Annotated in this window: 13 protein-coding genes and 1 pseudogene; 7 read left to right on the top strand and 7 right to left on the bottom strand. The window is 42.1% G+C overall.

The features are described from left to right. Nucleotides 1-107 precede the first annotated feature (107 nt). Together ACMAZF_RS12500 and ACMAZF_RS12495 are read right to left on the bottom strand one after the other, a co-directional pair. Complete coding sequence (locus ACMAZF_RS12500; protein WP_435274148.1) at nucleotides 108-2,225, bottom strand: ATP-binding protein; 2,118 nt, start codon at nucleotides 2,223-2,225, stop codon at nucleotides 108-110. Nucleotides 2,226-2,745: 520 nt separating this feature from the next. Continuing rightward, nucleotides 2,746-3,117 carry a DMT family transporter gene (locus ACMAZF_RS12495; RefSeq protein ID WP_435274147.1) on the bottom strand — a complete coding sequence of 124 codons (372 nt, stop codon included), beginning with the start codon at nucleotides 3,115-3,117 and terminating at the stop codon, nucleotides 2,746-2,748. Between the two features lie 524 nt (nucleotides 3,118-3,641). Between ACMAZF_RS12495 and ACMAZF_RS12490 the strand changes: the two genes are divergently transcribed. Next, nucleotides 3,642-3,839 (top strand): diguanylate cyclase, encoded by a 198-nt coding sequence (locus tag ACMAZF_RS12490; RefSeq protein ID WP_435274146.1) that lies wholly within the window; start codon nucleotides 3,642-3,644, stop codon nucleotides 3,837-3,839. On the opposite strand, the gene ACMAZF_RS12485 is transcribed toward ACMAZF_RS12490, so the two are convergent. The 5 genes and pseudogenes from ACMAZF_RS12485 to ACMAZF_RS12465 all read right to left on the bottom strand — a co-directional run bounded on the left by ACMAZF_RS12485 (nucleotide 3,827) and on the right by ACMAZF_RS12465 (nucleotide 8,811). Further along, on the bottom strand, nucleotides 3,827-4,951 hold the full coding sequence (locus tag ACMAZF_RS12485; protein ID WP_435274145.1) for an amidohydrolase: 1,125 nt from the start codon (nucleotides 4,949-4,951) through the stop codon (nucleotides 3,827-3,829). The genes ACMAZF_RS12490 and ACMAZF_RS12485 overlap by 13 nt on opposite strands. A 3-nt stretch (nucleotides 4,952-4,954) precedes the next feature. Then, the gene (locus ACMAZF_RS12480; RefSeq protein ID WP_435274144.1) at nucleotides 4,955-6,439 is read right to left on the bottom strand and encodes an alanine/glycine:cation symporter family protein; all 1,485 of its coding nucleotides are present in this window, start codon (nucleotides 6,437-6,439) and stop codon (nucleotides 4,955-4,957) included. 152 nt (nucleotides 6,440-6,591) lie between these two features. Further along, nucleotides 6,592-7,336, bottom strand: a pseudogene (locus ACMAZF_RS12475) (IS5 family transposase). Nucleotides 7,337-7,664: 328 nt separating this feature from the next. Next, nucleotides 7,665-7,853, bottom strand: a complete 189-nt coding sequence (locus ACMAZF_RS12470; RefSeq protein WP_435274143.1) for a hypothetical protein — start codon at nucleotides 7,851-7,853, stop codon at nucleotides 7,665-7,667. Nucleotides 7,854-8,637: 784 nt separating this feature from the next. Next, complete coding sequence (locus tag ACMAZF_RS12465; RefSeq protein WP_435274142.1) at nucleotides 8,638-8,811, bottom strand: hypothetical protein; 174 nt, start codon at nucleotides 8,809-8,811, stop codon at nucleotides 8,638-8,640. A 38-nt stretch (nucleotides 8,812-8,849) separates the two neighbouring features. Here ACMAZF_RS12465 and ACMAZF_RS12460 point away from each other — a divergent pair, with 38 nt between their 5' ends. The 6 genes from ACMAZF_RS12460 to ACMAZF_RS12435 all read left to right on the top strand — a co-directional run bounded on the left by ACMAZF_RS12460 (nucleotide 8,850) and on the right by ACMAZF_RS12435 (nucleotide 19,004). Continuing rightward, entirely contained in the window at nucleotides 8,850-10,262 is a 1,413-nt protein-coding gene (locus tag ACMAZF_RS12460) for a sulfatase-like hydrolase/transferase (protein WP_435274141.1), read from the top strand. Nucleotides 10,263-10,268: 6 nt separating this feature from the next. Continuing rightward, nucleotides 10,269-12,005, top strand: a complete 1,737-nt coding sequence (locus tag ACMAZF_RS12455; RefSeq protein ID WP_435274140.1) for a sulfatase family protein — start codon at nucleotides 10,269-10,271, stop codon at nucleotides 12,003-12,005. A gap of 3 nt (nucleotides 12,006-12,008) precedes the next feature. Beyond that, the gene (locus ACMAZF_RS12450; RefSeq protein WP_435274139.1) at nucleotides 12,009-14,204 is read left to right on the top strand and encodes a right-handed parallel beta-helix repeat-containing protein; all 2,196 of its coding nucleotides are present in this window, start codon (nucleotides 12,009-12,011) and stop codon (nucleotides 14,202-14,204) included. Nucleotides 14,205-14,311: 107 nt separating this feature from the next. Continuing rightward, nucleotides 14,312-16,639 carry a right-handed parallel beta-helix repeat-containing protein gene (locus ACMAZF_RS12445; RefSeq protein ID WP_435274138.1) on the top strand — a complete coding sequence of 776 codons (2,328 nt, stop codon included), beginning with the start codon at nucleotides 14,312-14,314 and terminating at the stop codon, nucleotides 16,637-16,639. A gap of 203 nt (nucleotides 16,640-16,842) precedes the next feature. After that, on the top strand, nucleotides 16,843-17,967 hold the full coding sequence (locus ACMAZF_RS12440; protein ID WP_435274137.1) for a DUF3083 family protein: 1,125 nt from the start codon (nucleotides 16,843-16,845) through the stop codon (nucleotides 17,965-17,967). A 26-nt stretch (nucleotides 17,968-17,993) separates the two neighbouring features. Further along, nucleotides 17,994-19,004, top strand: a complete 1,011-nt coding sequence (locus ACMAZF_RS12435) for an aldo/keto reductase (RefSeq protein WP_435274136.1) — start codon at nucleotides 17,994-17,996, stop codon at nucleotides 19,002-19,004. Nucleotides 19,005-19,393: the final 389 nt, after the last annotated feature.

Below are 19,393 nucleotides of genomic sequence, written 5' to 3'. Positions count from 1 at the left end.
TATTCAAGTGAACTTTATCTCGTAATGACCGAACATAAACCTAATATTACACAGCTGTTTTTAAAGTATAATAATAAGCTAAATGGTATTGGTGAGTTAACTGCTTATTAGGTACTTTTAGTCGCATTATGCGGCAACGTAATAATAAACTCTGTCCCTTGGCCAAGTTTGCTTTTGCATTCAATATTGCCGTGGAGTTGTTGGGTTACAATGTTATAAACAATATGCATACCAAGGCCACTATTGCCGTCGCTTCGTGTTGTAGTGAAAAACGGATCGAAAATGAGGTTTGTGACATCTTCTACCATGCCATCACCATTGTCTTTTACAGTAATTTGAACATGATCGCTATCGGCTGTTACGTCAATAAAAACATGACCGTGAGGTTGTCTAAAAGCGTGAGTTAAGGCGTTATCTACAATGTTTAGAATAACTAAAGAAATAGCAGCAGGATCAGAATAGAGCTGAATGGGAGCTGCTGAATTCAATAGTTTAATATGATGTTTATTCGCTTTTACTTTCGGCGTTAAAGTAAGCACTAGTTCATGCAGATATTGGGTTAATTCAAAATGGTGACAGTCTTCGGCCGCTTCGTTAACAGCTATTTGTTTAAAGCTCGCAATAAGCTCACCGGTGCGTTTTAAATTTGTTTGCATCACTTGTGCGCTTTGACTGATTCGGTCAAGGCACTCTTCAAAATCTGATTTAGTTAATGCCTGATTGGTGATTTTGTCTTGTAAGAGCGTGATTTCATCAAAAATACAAGAACAAGCAGTAATACTTACGCCAAGTGGCGTATTGATTTCATGAGATACCCCCGCAACCAATCTGCCTAACGAAGCATGCTTTTCTTGTTCAATGAGTTGTTGTTGCGTGTTCTTCAGGTGAGCCAGAGACGCTTGAGCTTCTTCAGTTTTTAGGCGCAATTGTTCAGTCCGTTCTATCACTTTATATTCGAGCTGTTCGTTAAGGTGCTTTATTTCGAGTTTGGATACTTTTAAACGACCGTTGTGCATCGAGATATCGGATATATAACTATTTACTTGGCCATAAACTTCATTAAGTGCATGAATGATAGGCGTAAACTCATTCCGTTTAGGGTAGTCAATTGAATGTACTGTGACGCAATCGTCATTGCTAGATTCATGCGTAATTGAGGCTTTAATTTGTGCTAAGACGCGATCAAAGGGAGAGAATAAGATCTTCAAAAATAACAACAATATCGTTAAAAATATCAGGCCGATAAGACTACCAGCGAGTAATGTGAGCAAAGTTATTTGGTTAATATCATCTTCTAAATCTGTTACAGGAATCAACGAGCCAAAAATGAAACCTGATTGAGTACGTGTATACACAAGATGGTAGTCATTGTCGTTGAGTTTTATATTGGGTATTTGGGACAATGAATCCGCCGGAAGAACAGTAAATAATTGGTTAAACCAGCTAAGTACTGGCCAATCATCTGCGTTAGGTAGCAATTGAGGGAAACTAAGTATTTGCTGTGATTGTTCGTGAATCAAAAAGGCTTGGGAGTTTTCAGTAACATGGAGGGACTGAATAAATGAAGTGATGTGTTTAAGTGACCAATCTACAGTCGATACTCCAATAGGCTTGCGTAGTTTGTCATACATAATGGCATCTACAGTCATCATTAATGAAAATGTCGCCGCATCATCAACGTAAGGTGCCGTCCAAATTACAGGTTTGTAGACATTCTGATCGGCTCCCCAATTATCTTTTACGGCTATTTGATACCAATCCATGCTGTGATAATTATATTCAAGATGACTTAAACTCCAGGTAAATTCGACGCCTTTGTCTGTTTGATAAGCATAAGGACCAAAGAACTGTTCATTTTTATCGTAGACATAAGGTTCATACCAAATACCACCACCAACTGCTTCTGGCAGTGCTCTGAAATTTGTTAGTAATGTTTGTTTGAATTGATTACTGAGTTCTGCGCTAGAGAGCTTGTTCTGTTGCTTTAGTTGATAAAGGTATTCGCCGATTTCAGCAAGGTGGATCGCATTGCGCTCGAGCAGAGAACTCATGGCATTGATTTTTTCGTTGCCAACATGAAAAAGTTGTTCAATTTCTTTGATTTTCAACGTCATCAATTCATTTTTATAAATGACGTGATTAAATAGCTGAATTGCGCCATACGCAACAAGCTCGAATAACATGACAAATACAACAATACGCGTTTTGATATTAAACTTGATCATAGCCACCCTTGAGTGCAATCCATTGTGTAAACTGCCTTTGATTTCATATACCCAAGCTACATGAAGATGCTCGATTTCAGCAAGTCGACAAGCGTGCCAAATACTAGGCATAAGATGTGTCGTTAAGTCATTCCCGATAACTGCTCCTGCGTTATCCTAATGTTCTACGTCCATCTAGAAATTAATAAATATCTTATAACGACGTACGACGGTATGGATACCGGAGCTAGAGCAACGCAGGAGCAGTTGCCGGTTGGTCGCTTATCGCCTTGCCCGAAGGGAGTTCGGGTAGAAAACGACTACCGCGTTATGATTCATAATCAGGTTTTCACACGGATGTGAAACATTAGGGCAATGCAGGAGCTTATTGCCGAGAATACCATTAATTAGAAATCATGCCTTGTATTCGATTCCTACCCGAGCTCTGAAACATGTATCTTCAAGTGGCTTGGGTATATAATTCTATATAACCACAATATCTTACAAAAGACGAGATTAGTGCTGATTTTGATTAATAAATTCAATATTTAAACGGTGAATACGTTGTTTTTACCCCTTTTTCACTCCTCAGTATTGGAACAAGTTTTTGCGCGTAACCTGTCACAAACATCGTACCGATAATGACGAGTGCGCCGCCAAACAGGGTGTTGATTCCTACGGGCTCATTTAAGAATAGGTATCCCCATAAAATGCCAAACACTGGGATCAGAAATGTCACAGAAAGCGTTGAAGAGGGACCAATAGCGGCGACTAATCTAAAGTATATTAAGTATGCTAGCGCGGTACATAATATCCCTAGCGCAAGTACTGCGCCCACTACATCGATATCTACAGGTCCAGCCGCAGGTAAAAAAGGAATGACAGGTAATACGAGTAATACCGCCCACCACATATTGCCATGTGCATTACTAAATGCTTCAACTTTAGGCGCGCGGCTAGGGTCTGTTGAGCTTTGTAGTTCAAATTTTTTTAATCTAAAAGGGTTGTGGGCACATGTTCATTGTTCCTGACTGAGCATAAGCACCCACATCCCTGTGGGCGAGGCATGAGGATTGATGCTGGGTTTACCCCAGTGAATGACGAATAACGCGGCACAAAATACTTTTAGGTGAATCCTACGGACAGCATTTGTTTGTTATTTCTACGGCGTTTTCGCCTATTCGTGTATTGCTACAGGGATGTAGATCATTAGGATAATGCAGGAGCTATTATCGAGCCAGCTACACCACATAGGCTCTGCCTTGTAGAAACCTCATACCAATTGCATTTGTGCGTAGAGAAAATCAGCTAAAACAAGGCGCTCGATTGACTAATAGCTGGCTATTAGGATTGAGAGCAACGCCATGTTAGTTAATTTTAACAAGTACAAGTGGGCAAATATTTAATGCAATTGGTATCAAACTAATTGCTGCAAAAATGAACTCAAAAGATCAACAGACCCTAAGAGATAAGATGATTTTACATCCTAATTCATCGGTATCTAGCTACGTCACTGCGAGTATTGGTTGTGCTTGCATTCAAGGTAGTGTTACGACCCCTGAAATTATTTATCATCAAGCAGACAACGCGCTTTATCGCGCGAAAGAGCAAGGCCGTAATCGTTATTGTGTCTGAGCCCAAATACTATCGACAATCTTGATAAAATAACGACTACCGGTATCGATAAGTTGATCTGGAAAATCGTAATCACCGTTGTGTAAATCAGGCGTGTTTAACCCAGCGCCTAGTCCAAATAATGCGCCGCCATAACGGTTTGTAAACTGACCAAAATCCTCTGACCAACGAAACGGTTTATCGGTGATGGTAACTGGCTCTTCTTGCAATGCGTGCTGGACAATTGAAACCGCGCTGTCATTGTTAACCGTCGTACTAAATACGTCTTCATAACTAATATCAACCGACAATCCCTGCGCGTTGGCCAATTGATTAGCTCGTGATTCAATAAAGTCGACAAGTTGACACATCTCATCGTCTGATTCGCTGCGCAGTGTCAGGTAAATTTCACCTAAACTAGGCGCTGTACCAAAGGCCTTTTCACCGATGTTAACACCAACAATTGTGGCGAAAGTGTAGGGACTTTGAGTATTGATGAGCTGCGGTAACTGCTCTATTTGAGGTAATAGCTGATAAATGGCTTGAACTGGACTAATGCCTGTCTCTGGTTGCGCCGCATGAGCGGTTTTTCCTTCAAAACGGATGGTCGCGCCACGTGAAGCACAGCACATGGTGCCCGTTTTGATAATTACTTCTCCCATCGAAAATTTTGGCACATTATGCAAAGCAAACGCGTAATCTACTGTTAGGTTCGAGGCGGCTTCATCTGCAAGTACTGCTTTCGCCCCTTCCCCTGTTTCTTCGGCAGGTTGAAACAACAAGATAACTCGTCCGCAAGTTGGACGGTTGAGGCTATAATGCTTTGCAACAGCCGCTAATATTGCCATGTGGCCATCATGGCCACACTTGTGTGATACGCCGTGACATTGCGACTTATGAGGAAATTCGTTTAGTTCAATAATTGGCAGTGCATCAAGCTCACAACGTAGCATGACTGATTTTCCGTCAGTAGATCCAAATACCACCGCCACACCTGTACCACCAAGCGACGGTATCAATTTGTCTGGTTGTAATGGGATCATATAATCAATGACACGCTGTGCCGTGTCATGTTCATTCATCGATAGTTCTGGAGATTGATGGAGCTGGCGACGAAAATCAATACTATTCATAGGTTACTCTTTGTATTTAGCTTGATAAATATGGAGCTCGCGCTTAACCAAGGGCGCCAACATGTAAAGACCGATGATATTTGCTATCGACATTGAAAAAAACATTGAATCAGAAATGGCAATAATTGACTCTAGGCTGATTGACGCGCCAATGACGGTGAAAACGCAAAAGACAAATTTATAGACTAAATCGAGTGCTTTCGAGTCACCTACTAAGAATCCCCAAGCAATGGAGCCATAATAAGCCCACGAAATCATGGTCGATATAGCAAAAAGTAAAACAGCAACGCTTAAAAGATACGGAAACCACCAAATAACACTTTCAAATGCCCGTGATGTTAATACCACACCGTCAATGCCGTCGGCTGAGGTGTACGCGCCGGTGATAACAATGACTAGTGCTGTGATTGTACAAATGACGACAGTATCGATAAATGGCTCAAGTAACGCGACATATCCCTCACGAATAGGCTCTTTGGTCGACGCTGTTGCATGCGCAATGGCTGCGGCGCCCATACCGGCTTCACTGGAAAACGCAGAGCGTTTAAAGCCCTGAATAATAACGCCTACCATTCCACCAACAACGCCAATTGGCTCGAATGCACCGCTAATGATCAAACTAAAAGCGCGGGGTATTTCAGTGACATTGACTGCCAGAATAAATAACGCCGCTGCCAAGTATACGCCCGCCATGACGGGCACAACTGTCGATGTAAACTTAGCAATCTTCTTGATACCACCAATGATAACGACGGCGATTAATGCCGCGAGAATGGTACCAAAGAGCCACCCTTTGTCGCTCCACATCGAGCTTTCACCGCCCATAGCAACAACAAATTGTTGATAAGCTTGATTAGATTGCAGCATATTACTGCCGCACAACGATGCGGTAACACAACAAATAGCAAAGAAAATGGCGAGAGATTTGCCGAGTTTTTTATAACCTAGTTCACCCAAACCATCACGAAGATAATACATGGGACCACCATGGACTTTGCCATTGGCGTCAATTTGACGATATTTAACGCCCAAACTACATTCAATAAACTTGGTGGACATACCGAGTAAGCCAGCAACAATCATCCAAAATGTCGCGCCGGGGCCTCCGATAGAAATAGCAACAGCCACGCCAGCAATATTACCTAACCCAACAGTGCCGGATAGGGCAGTCGTTAGGGCTTGAAAGTGGCTTACCTCGCCAGGATCATTTGGGTTTGAGTAGTTTCCCTTAATCACCTTAATAGCGTGTTTGAAGCCACGGAAGTTTAAAAAGCCAAAGTACAGCGTAAACGCTAATGCAGCACTGATGAGCCAAATAAGAATAAGCGGAATGTTACTGTTCCCAACCGGAACGGCATAAAAAATAATGCTGCTAAAGATGTCGGCAGCAGGTGCCAACAATGCATTAATTTTTTGATCTATTGTATGTGGGGTCTGGGTTTGAATTAATCCATTAATCTCATTAAAAGAAACGTTTACACTACTCATTGCACCATCCATTCTCTTTTTTATTTTTAGATTATCAGATATACCACAGTTGTTTGCCCTAAAAATACTGGATATCTTAAAGTTCGCTAGTTAATTTAACTGTAAATTTAATTAATGTAAGTTAGGGTCTGTTGACCTTTTGAGTTCATAATTTATACACTCATGGATAACCAAATCATACTGCATCCTAAGGCGACTGTGCTTTCATAATTTACTTGCAGCTTGTCATATCTTGTCGCAATACCTCGATATTGTTTTAGGCGAGCAAAAACATTGTCAACTAAGTGACGGTATTTGTATAAACACCAGTCTATATCAGTATTCCCAACCTTTGAATTTTGTTTTCTCGGGATAACGGGTAATGATAATTTATCGCTAATTTGTTCTCTAATCGTTTCACTGTCATATCCTTTATCAGCAATAATGTACCCACAACTTGGTAGTAAATCGATAAGGTTTATCGCTTCTTTACTATCATCAACCTCACCACCTGTTAGGGTAAATTCAATGGGCAATCCATAACTATCAACCGCCATGTGAATTTTTGTTGTATTTCCAGCCACACTTTTACCAATGGATTGAGTGTTGTCGGTGGCCACACCAGCGCAATGCTGGTGTGCTTTAACAATGGTGCCATCAATAAATACCCATTCGAGATCGGGGGCATTTTTCAATGCCCTAAATACCTTTCTTAGACCAGAGATTAAATCGCCGATAAATAGCGCTCCAATCACCAAAGTAATCAGGTATATCACGCCATGGGCAGCCTGTTCGCATCCTATAAAGAATTCCCTCAAACGCTTTTCTGTGGTCACATTTTTGATAAACACGACCTGTAAAAATCATAAGATTAGATAGCTTTTTCCACTGTTCATTTGATAGCATTGTTCGCGGCATAGTTTCTTTGGTGTTTTTGTTTTTTGGAGAAATTATTATACCAAGTTACTATGCTGTTCAAAAACTAGGCTTAAAAGAACAACACGCCCTAGTAAAAATAAAATGTAAAGCAAGTGCGCTAATAGTCAATACAATAAGGTGGTAGACATTAGTTGTAGGTTGAATAGATTCAAATTCAAGATTGCTAATTGACCCGTCTATCGGTATAGGCCTCATCATCTGTTTGTTAAACGATGGCGCATTATGCACTAGTGAACTTTCGCATAATGTTTGAATGTTATGCCCGTTTTACAGGGCGTGCTGAGTTATTAAAAATATGTCGAGAAAGCTAAAACTTTCTGGTTCTTTCTTCTTCACTTAGATTCGGTAAAAATGGTACAAAAGCCGCAATGAACAATATAACTCCTGCGCCAATATAACCGAAACGCGTTAGACTGATGCCCGGAATTATATACCCTTGGTACAATAAAAATATCGCGACACAAGCTGCCACGATAGCTAAAACTTTTTTCATCATGTTTCCTTAAATTCTTTACTGCTATTTATCGCAACATATTACTGAATTTAGGTTTATTAGCTACCATTGTTTTTAACCAAGCCAGGAACTAGTGTCTTTTACCGGTAAGGCGACAGTGCCGATTTTATGGGATAAGCTGACTAATACCAATTGCATTAAATATTTGCCCACTTGTACTTGTTAAAATGAACTAAAATGGCGTTGCTCTCAATCCTAATAGCCAGCTATTAGTCAATCGAGCGCCTTGTTTTAGCTGATTTTCTCTACGCACAACAAGATCACTTACTTAATGCAATTGGTATAAGACTATTGTCAATAATGAATCTGCGGACATTATTCAAATGCTTAATTTCGCATTTGGTGACCTTTCCAATTGCATTAAATATTTGCCCACTTGTACTTGTTAAAATTAACTAAAATGGCGTTGCTCTCAATCCTAATAGCCAGCTATTAGTCAATCGAGCGCCTTGTTTTAGCTGATTTTCTCTACGCACAACAAGATCACTTACTTAATGCAATTGGTATAAGACTATTGTCAATAATGAATCTGCGGACATTATTCAAATGCTTAATTTCGCATTTGGTGACCTTTCCAGCAATTGTCTTAGAAATTGCAAAAACGCCGTTAAGTGACTTGGCGAGCTAGGAGGGCAACTACGTCTGAATCATTTAAAACCCTTAATGAGGGGATAGCGAGAGAGAGTGTCACACCATTTACAGATGAATAAACGTTAAATCCTACGTCGCTTAAAAACCGTCTTTTCGAGCAACTAATTTGTGTTTACTATTTACAAAGGTCATTTGGTGGGGTATTTTTATTGCCATTAATAATCATCCATTGTTGAGGTTTTACTTTGTCAGTGGGGGTTATCGCCATTTTTAAAGGGCTGTTTAATGACTGTTTTTGATAATAAAAATACACTAATAAATCGATTGTCTTCGCTTTATAAGTACGCATTCGTGATATTCATACTCTTGTCTTTCAATGACGTTGCTATGGCGAAAAACCAGTCTATCGGCAAAGATAAACCATTGAATATTTTGTTTATTTTAACTGATGATCAAGCACCTGATACCGTCTCTGCGTTTGGCAATAACGACATTAATACACCTAGCCTAGATAGGTTAGCAAAACAAGGGACGCGATTTAGCCATGTGTTCAATCAAGGCGCTTGGTCGGGCGCTGTTTGTTTGCCAAGCAGACAGATGATCAATACTGGTCGCCACCTTTATCGCACCGGATTAGACGCGCGCGGTGTCAATGACGCCAGTTTTGTTGCACAACACGAGACCTTTGGTGAAACCTTTAAAAAATCAGGCTATGACACTTTCCAAACCGGCAAATGGCATTTATCTCTGGACGTTTGGAAACGTAGTTTTACTCACGGCACCGCAATTCATGAGAATGGCATGTCACGTCATGAAAAGGGTGGCCATTGGGAGGCCCATTTCACTGATTTTGATGGTTCAAAAAAGGGTGATAAAGCATTCACGCGGTATCAAGGCGGTAAGCATACTAGCGAAGTGATTGCCGATGCGGCAATTGATTTCATGGCAAAGCGCGATACTAAGAGTAAGCCATTTATGATGTATGTGGGCTTTTTAGCACCCCACGATCCGTTGCATGCACCAGATGAGTTCTTGGCTCGTTATCCTGCACAGTCAATGAATTTGCCGACTAACTTCCAGCCATTTCACGCTTTCGATCAGGGAGATTATTATCTTCGCGATGAGGTACTCGCGGGCTTCCCACGTTCGGCAAAAGAAACAAAAAACAATATCAGTAAGTACTACGCCATGATCGAGCATACCGATAGTCAAATTGGTCGAATCTTAAAACAGCTTGAAGCCTCTGGCGAGGCCGAAAACACCCTGATTATTTATACCTCAGATCATGGCTTGGCGATGGGGCGACATGGCTTAATGGGCAAGCAGAATCAATACGATCATAGTGTTCGTGCACCCTTTATTGTTAAGGGGCCAAATATCCCCGCCGGCAAAACAGCCACCGGTATGTTTTATCTCAACAGTGTTTATCCTACTGCCGCCGAACTGGCTGGGCTAGCTATTCCAGCGAGTGTTGATGCGCCGAGTATTGTGCCATTGCTCAACGGAGAGCAAGATGCAATGTACGATACAATTTTTGGCGCGTATCGTCATTTTCAGCGCATGGTGCGTAGTCAAGGCTATAAATTGATTTATTACCCAATGATTAAAAGAACCCAGTTATTTAACATGAAAGCCGACCCATTAGAGATGCATGATGTCAGTAGCAAGCCGGAACATCGCGAACGTATTGCAATTATGATGAAGGAGTTAGTCCGTTGGCAACAACTTGTTGAGGATCCATTAAACTTTGCCACACCTGAAGCAAGCTATGATGCCTTTTTGAAATTGACCTGGGATTAATTCGACATGAATGTTAGCAATATAACAGGGTTGTTTATTAAACATCCGCGACAAAATACGTCATTAAAAGCAGTGAAAATGAACCACAATAAAGTGAAAGCTAGTCACACTACCGCATTAACCATACTAGCGACTGTTGCTGCGCTAATTAGTGCTATATTTAGCACGCAATTAGTCGCCAAAGAGCAAGCACCGGGCGATAAGTTGGCAATTAAATCACAGCCCAATATCGTCTTTATCATGTCTGATGATCATGCGGCTAATGCGATTTCTAGCTATCAGAGTCGATTGGCCTCTGTCTTTAAAACGCCCAATATTGACCGCCTAGCTAACAACGGCGTGCGTTTTAATGGCATGTACGCCAATAATTCTATTTGCAGTCCGAGCCGTGCAGCGATTTTAAGCGGTCAGTACAGTCATGCCAATGGCGTAAAAACCTTGGCGGATAAGTTTGATCGCAATAAAGACAACGTGGCAAAGCAATTACAGGCTGCAGGTTATCAAACCGCTGTCGTTGGCAAATGGCACTTGAAAACCGAGCCATCTGGTTTTGATTATTACAACGTGCTACCAAACCAGGGGCATTACTTTGATCCTAAATTAAAAGAGATTGGTAAAACATGGCGCGATGGTAAAAAAGGCGGTGAAGTTTATCCAGGTTATGTGACTGATGTCGTCACCGATATTGGTCTTGATTGGTTATCACAGCGTCAACAAGAAAAACCATTTATGCTGATGTTACATCATAAAGCGCCGCACGGTTTGTGGAAGCCAGCTAAGCGCCACGAAAATTTTCTCGTTGATGTTAAAATTCCTGAACCAGACAGCCTCTATCATCGCGGTAAGCATGGCCCGACTAAGGCGGTCATTATTGACGGAAAAGCGGGGCAGCAATTTGGTTCTTCGGTATCGCGCCGCATGGAGGGTCGCGGTCTGGTGACGCGCATGTTAGCTAAGGATTGGCCTACCGGCCCGCTTAAGCTCAACAGCTATGATTGGGACACTGTGGTATCAGCAGCCTATCAAAAATATTTAAAAGATTATTTACGTACCGTTAAAGCGGTGGATGAAAACGTTGGCAGAGTATTGGATTATCTCGATGCCAATGACCTAACAGACAATACCATAGTGATATACACCTCAGATCAAGGCATGATGTTAGGGGAGCACGATTATTATGATAAACGTTGGATCTATGAAGAATCGATCCAGATGCCATTCTTGGTGCAATATCCCCCAGCGCTTGCTGACAACAAGCAATATCAAGTGGGTGGTGTCAGCGATGAGCTGTTTCTTAATATAGATATAGCGCCAACCTTGCTTGATTTAGCGGGTATCAATAAAGCTGCGGCGATGCAGGGCAGTAGCTTTAAAGCGGCACTGGAGCACCCAGCGAGCGCACAAGGTCGCGATGCCATCTATTATCGCTATTGGCTGCACATGGCACATCATACGGTACCAGCACATTATGGTATTCGTACCAAAACTCATAAATTAGCCTTTTTCTATGGTCTACCACTAGATGCAAATGGCGCGATGCCAGCTGCGACGCCGCCCTATTGGGAACTTTACGACTTATCTAGCGACCCTAAAGAGATGAACAATCTTTACTCAAGTGCGCAAAGTGCAGCCATTAAGCAACAACTAAAAACACAGTTAAATCAGATAAAGCAAGCGATTGGTGATACTGACGAGCAATACCCAAGCCTAATGGCTGTTAAAGATCTCCATTGGAATAAATAAGTCATGAGTAAGTTAAGTAAATTAAAATTGTTGAGTGCTGTCATTAGCGCTTCAATGTGTGCAATTGCGCCCTTGATGGCGGCAGATTATTATGTGGCACCCAATGGTAGCGACACCAATAGCGGCACGATTGACAAGCCATTTAAGAGTATTCAAATGGCCGCGGATAAAATGCAAGCCGGTGATATAACCTATTTACGAGGCGGTAACTATTTTGAGCAGGTCAACCTATCTGGAGTTATCGGTAGCCCAGATAAACCCTATACTTTTAAAGCCTTTCAGGATGAAAAAGTCACCTTAGATGGCACGATTGCAATCAAGCAAGCGTGGAAAAAGCACCAGGGTAATATTTATAAAACCACCTTAACCCAGCCAATTTGGCAACTATTTGTCGATGGAAAAAGTATGACATCAGCGCGGTGGCCAAATGGCAACTGGTATGACGAAACCGTCTGGGACAAGCGTAAATCCATGATGTGGCCTGAAAAGGGCAAAGGAAAGCTGGGCACCTATTTTAACAAAGAATTAGCAGGCTTTGATTTTGATCTGACGGGCGGCATTGTTGTGGTAAACGCTGGGTCATTTAAAACTTATCAAACGAAAATAACCAGTCACAAAAAGGGTGACGATCATTTCTCATACGATACCAAAGGGGTGAAGTCTCACTTTAGTTTCAAAAAATCAGGTGTTACACGTCATGGTTATTTCCTTGAGGGTAAACTTGGCTTACTCGATGAAGAAAATGAATGGTTCTTTGACGTACACACTAATCAATTGTATTTGTGGGCAGCAAACGGGGTTAATCCGCAGCATTTGACTATTCGCGGCAAGGTGCAAAGCTATGCCGTCAATATTAGTCGCTCACAGCATATCAACTTGCAAGGGCTGCACTTTTTTGGCACAACCTTTAGCGCCCAGCGTAGTAGTTTTATCAATGTTGAAGATAGCCAGCTGATGTACCCATCGTATTCAAAGCGCATGCTGGGTGATACATCGCCTATCGCGGTCACTAAAATGATGGTGAGAAAAGAGCATAACCTAGCCAACAATCAACTCAAAAATTGTAAAATCGCCTACACCGACGGTCCGGCTATCGAGATGAATGGTACGGGTAATCGTGTGGAAAACTGTTATATGCATGACATCGATTATAGCTGTACTTATAAAGGCGGTTTCACGCTAAACATGGTGAATGCAAAAGATCTTATTTTTAGACGCAATACCATACACACCACAGGGTGTTCAGAGCTATTTAAAGCCGGTGTGAGAAATCGTATCGAGCTAAACGATTTATCGCGTTCAGGTTTCTTGCAAAATGATGGTTCAATGATTCAGGTCAGTGTTAAGCAACAGCCTGACAGCATTGTACGTTACAACTGGGTACATGATAGTGTTAAGCAAGGGATCCGCTTTGATAATAAAAACACCCCGAATGCCCCTTACGGAAAGCACGGTAACGTGTTTAATAACGTGGCATGGAATACTGAGCGGATTTATTTTAAAGGTGATAACCATTTCATTTTTAATAATTTAAGTTTTGATAATCATAAAAACGATCTCATTATTAGCTCCAATAAAGATATTCAAGGTCATAATTATAAAACCATCACTCGCAATAACATTAGTAACAAGTTTTCTGGGCATCGAACCAAGCCGCGCAGTAAGTTTCCTGTACCTGGAATCGTTGACCATAACTTTGATGGGGTGACGCTAGGGCTAGATATTCGCAGTCAACTTAGAGATCCTGACAACTTAGATTTTCGACCTAAGGCTGGCTCACGGTTAGTCGATGCAGGAGCGAAGATCGCTGGTAAAACCAATGTGTTTTTAGGCAAAGCACCTGATATAGGTCCCTATGAATTTGGTGCTAAAGATTACTGGATCCCAGGTTTTCAGGACAAGCAAGCGTCTAAGCCTGTCCCGCCGATCGCTGCAACCCACGTTAAAGATGATGCCGATCTGATGTGGCTAAACGCCTATCAAGCGAGTAGCCATCACCTATACTTTGGCCACGACAAAGAAGCTGTTAGCACGGCCGATGTTAATTCTGGTCAGTTCCAAGGTCAATTCACGCACAATATATTTAGCCCAAAATCGCTGCGGTCCGGGACGCGCTATTTTTGGCGTGTCGATGCGCTGCGTCAAGGCAAAGTGATTAAAGGTGACGTCTGGTCCTTCACGGTCAAGCAATCGGACTAGCCATGCCATAGCAACTAAGTTACACCATAACAATGATTGTCCGCAGTGCGGTTAGGTAAATTAATTGCGCTGAACATTTTAAGTCAATAGAAGTAATTGGAAATATTATGATAAAAAAACTATTTTTTCCCACGCTGCTCGTTGCTGCCTGTTCAGGCGCAATGCTGTCAGGTTGCAATCAATCACCTGACAGTAAGAAAAACGACTCAACTCAACTCGCATTTTATGTGTCACCTCAAGGGCAACAGGGGGCGTTAGGTACCCAAGCTGCGCCGTTTAAGACGCTAGCTGGAGCCAGAGATGCTATTCGTCGGCTCGATGAGTCACAGCGTCAGCAAAATATTACGGTATGGATGCGCGGTGGCACGTATACACTGGACGAAACCTTAGTGCTAAATCGCCAAGACGGTGGTCAGGGTGAACATTTTATAAACTACCGTGCCTACCCAGAAGAAACGCCAGTTATTTCCAGTGGTAAGTCTGTTGTTGGCTGGAGTAAGCTAACGGAGGATGTTGAAGGTCTACCAGCAGTTGCTAAAGGCAATGTATGGGTAGCAGACGTTACCCGTCAAGAATACGGCCGATTTACCGCGCTATTTACCGGGGATAAACGGCTGCCAAGGGCAAAAAGCGATCGTTTTGACGGCGTTAAACCAACAGGTTATGAAATCGCTGATTCACGCAATGTAATGCATAAAAAAGACCGCCACTTACTAAAAGAAGTACGCTATGTTGAAGGTGCGCCAATTCGTGATTGGAAAAACCTAGATGATATTGAAGTGTTTTTCAATCCCGTACCATGGGCGTTAAACTTTATTCCACTTGCGGATATTGATTTAGACGAGCGTTTATTGACGCTGAAATACGAAGCGAATGCACCAGCATTCTCTCAAAACAGGCCTTGGGCAACCATAGAAAATGCGGTTGATTTTATTGACGAGGCTGGCGAATGGGCACATAACAGCCTAACGGGTAAATTATACTACTGGCCACATGATAATCAAAAGCCAAGCGATATTTCGATTCCACAGTTAAAAGAGCTAGTGCGTGTCGAAGGGGATATCGATTACGCCGGTCCTGTCGATACACCTGTTAAGAATATCAGCTTTGAAGGCATAACCTTTACCAAGGCTAAACGATCTACTTGGCATGAAAATCATAAAGGGTGGGGCATCCAACATGATTGGGATACCTTTGATACGGGCAACGCCATGTTGCGTTTTCGCGGCGCTGAAAATATCAAGGTGACCGGGAATCATTTCACCAACAGTGCGGGCTCCGCGATTCGTTTAGACTTGCATGCGCAAAAAATTGAAATTACTAAAAATCTCATCGATTATGTTGGCCACATGGGCGTGTTGCTCGCTGGCTATGGCCCAGGTACTAAGGATGTTAACCATCACAATGTGATATCTAATAATATCATTCACCATGTGGGCGAGATTATTTGGCACGGTCATGCCATATTTGCATGGCAAAGTGGTAGCAATACCATTGCCAATAACTGGATCCATCACGTGCCGCGCAAGGCCGTCGGTGTTGCTGGACCACGCGTGCAAATTCTAATGAAGAAGCATCAAGATTTCGATGAAGCGGCGAAAACAATACGCTGGAATGAGATGGACTTAGACGTAGAGTACACCGACGATACGCAAGCGCATTTCATGCCTTACCTCCACGGTAAAAACAATATCATTGAAAATAATAAAGTGACCAAAACGTTATTGCGATTACACGATGGCGCTTCTATTAATATCTCTGGTGCGGGTGAAGGTAACATTATTCGTCATAATTACATTTATGATGTGGACTATATCGGCGCACGTACCGATGATTGGCAGCGCGGTACCATAACGACACAAAACATTTTTGAAAATGCGGGTACAGGTATTGTGCATAAAGATTACAATCACATTACCAACAATATCTTCATCAATATTAATGGTGAATCAATTCGTATGCGCGCGTTCCCGCGCCAGTACTTTAAGCCTGAGTCTGTTATTGAGCACAATATATTTACCAAGGGTAGAAGAGATCCTTATGGCGCCCGTAACCTGTGGAATACCACAGAGTTTTTCGCCACCAAAGGCGGCAGTAAACCGATCCCTTATGAATATTTACTCGACAATAATACCTTTGCGTTTGCCGGCGCAGATAAATTTATGAAAAAACATCAAAAACATGGCGTTGAATCGAACTCAATAGCAACGACGACACAGCAATTTGTCGATGCCAAAAACAAGGACTATCGCTTGGTGCAAGGGGCGCAGGCGCTAAAGGCTGGCTTTGTTCCGTTTGATGTTAGTTTAGACTCTTTTGGTGTCACTAAGGATTATCCTGAGCATCTGTTAAAGCTTGACAGAGACACCATGCAGTGGGGTGGCGAAACACTGCTCCACGGTGGCCTAGAAAAAGTGGCTAAGAATCGACACTAGATCGCTAGTTTATCGTGTTAAATAAACCTATGTTAAAAGGCAGGTGTGAATACTTGCCTTTTTTATTGCGCAGCATGATGGCCTGCGGCGACCAGCGCTATTTCGATTCCGATATTGACAAATAGCAGTCACTTATGTAGTGTATATTATTAATAAAAACCGACTTTAGGTGTCGCATGTTCATATTAGAGGTTGAAGATTAAATGAGAAGATCAAGTTCCATACTTAGGAAGCACCGCGCATCTGAAAAAGTGTATGTGCCGGCAAGCGCAAGAGATAATCATTATGTTATTGCTGAAATGGCGTTAACCAACGCCTTAATTGATTTGGTCGCAGAGCCCGTCGATTTAGACGCGGCGCTGCCGTATCAAAAATTTTATCAAAAACTGGCAAGATTAGCCTTTGAAGTCGTTGAAGAGTGCCATATAGAGCACGCCAATTTTGTGGCAAACAATCGGTTAGTTCGTGTACGTATCAGCGACGAGCAGCAAGTACTTCATACGGATAAACAATCATTCTTTTTCTATAGCCCGCGACACAATAGTACTTTTAAAGGCTATTTTGACGGCGCAGTGCGCTCTAACAAGGTGAAGTTTCTATTTTTAGCGACGGGGGATAACTTACGTGTTAATGCCGCGCGTTTTCATCAGCAGGTGGTTGACGCTGTCTCATTGTTGTCACAGAGAATTGGACTGGATAACGGCGCGCTAAAAGTGCGCGATCATCAACACCTTACTTGGGATATTTTTGCGCGTAAAAAAGGTGATAAAGAAAGCGTGAATCACACCTTTAGAGAAATCTCGACCCGTTATCAACATCAAGACATTCATGTTGACAAACATGCCACCGCGGTTACTTATGCCGTGGTCAGTGTGCCGGTAACAAGACGGCTGCTTAAAGGCACTGAGATTGATTATGATAGTGACAAACCGTTTGCAGTGTTATATCGCAAAATAGCCGATGCATTTAATGATGCCAATGGCAAATATCAGATTAAGCATGCGACCATGATAGCTAATGGCCTATCGCCTATCGTGAGGTTCGATGAACAGGCGCGTACTATCGTTAATGGCGATATCATCTCATTGGGCTATAACCCGCATCTTGACAGTAGCGATATTAGCAGTCAGTGGGAAGGCGAAAAGCTGGTGGACACCATACGATTAGTGTTTTTTGCCACCGATTTTGACGAACGACACAAGACTTACGGAAAATTTGTCAATCAAGTGATTCAATCAGTAGAAGCCATGGCTGAGGATCTTAATTGGAAGATGCAAAGTGATTATATGTTGATGCGCTTAAATCAGCAGTTAGTTAGCCGAATATAACCCACCCTTTTTCTAAAGAGAGCAGTATGAGTGAAGTTTCATCGTTAACCCACAAAATTCCGAAGATTATTTTTGGCACGAGCAGTTTAGGCAACCTTTTTGTTGAATTGGACAATGACGTTAAGAACGCGCTTGTGCAAGCGGCCATTGAAGGAAGCGATGATATGCCGTTATTTGATAGTGCTGGAAAGTACGGTGCTGGGTTAGCCCTAGAGTCTCTAGCCGCTGGGCTAGAAGCGCTTAATATTGCGCCAGCATCGGTAAAAATTAGCAATAAACTCGGCTGGAAGCGCGTTGCGCTAACCACTGACGAACCGACATTTGAGCCTGGTGCTTGGATAAACCTAAAACACGATGCTGTTCAGGATATCTCTTACCAAGGAATTTTAGATTGCTATGAGCAGGGTAATGAACTGCTGGGACAATACCAGGCAACAATAGTCTCTATTCACGATCCTGACGAATATTTAGCGGGGGCTGAAGATGACGAGCAGCTGAGTCAGCGCAAGCAGGATATTTTAGCGGCGTATAAAGCGTTAATGGAATTACGAGCCGCCGGTAAAGTAGAATCGGTCGGGGTGGGAGCAAAAGATGTGAGCGTTATCGATTTTATTAGTGACCATGTACAACTTGATTGGGCGATGTTTGCCTGTTCTATCACGCCTTATACCCATACTGAGTCCACTTTAGCGTTATTAAAAAAATTGGGAGAGCAGGGGGTTGACGTGATTAATTCTGCGGTATTTAATGCCGGATTTTTAATAGGCAGCGATAACTTTGACTATCAAAAAATTACACGTGAAACTCATGAAAGAGAGTTTATTTGGCGCGATAAATTTAATGCGCTGTGCGAACAGTTTCAGGTTAAACCGGCCGAAGTTTGTGTCCAGTTTTCGTTCTTATTTGATCAAATTGTTTCCGTTGCGTTAAATTCTAGCTCACCTAAACGAGTTAAAAGTAACGTCGCTCTTGTTGATGCTAAAATTCCTCCCGCGTTTTGGCAAGCCATGCGTGAACACAATCTCATGTCAGTGTAGTGCAGTAGCCATAAAGACGAGTAACACTTATTTTTTTGAGTCACTGATTAGGGTGGCTTAACGGCTTTTAAAACGCCGTTATTCATTTTATTGCCAATGTGACTTATGACCCACTTGTGCTGGTCAAAATAGGGCAAAGCGACGTTGCTCTCATTCATTTGTCTTAAGTCTCCTGTTTTATGCCATTGGTAATTCCTTGCCAGAACTAACGTCGTATCGTGATAACACTTATCTATCCCTCTTGCTAAACCACTATCAATCAATTTTCTTGGTAACAATATAGATGTTTATTAATTACACTGTGTATATTCGGTGTTTGACGGTTTTAGTTTAATCTATTGTTTTTGTTGAGTATATTTATTTTTTATTTTTTAACCTATGTTAATGTG

Source organism: Psychrobium sp. nBUS_13, from assembly GCF_051201665.1.
Classification (GTDB): Bacteria; Pseudomonadota; Gammaproteobacteria; order Enterobacterales; family Psychrobiaceae; genus Psychrobium.
Note: the sequence above shows the minus strand (reverse complement) of the source record. Positions and strands in the feature narration are given on the sequence as shown.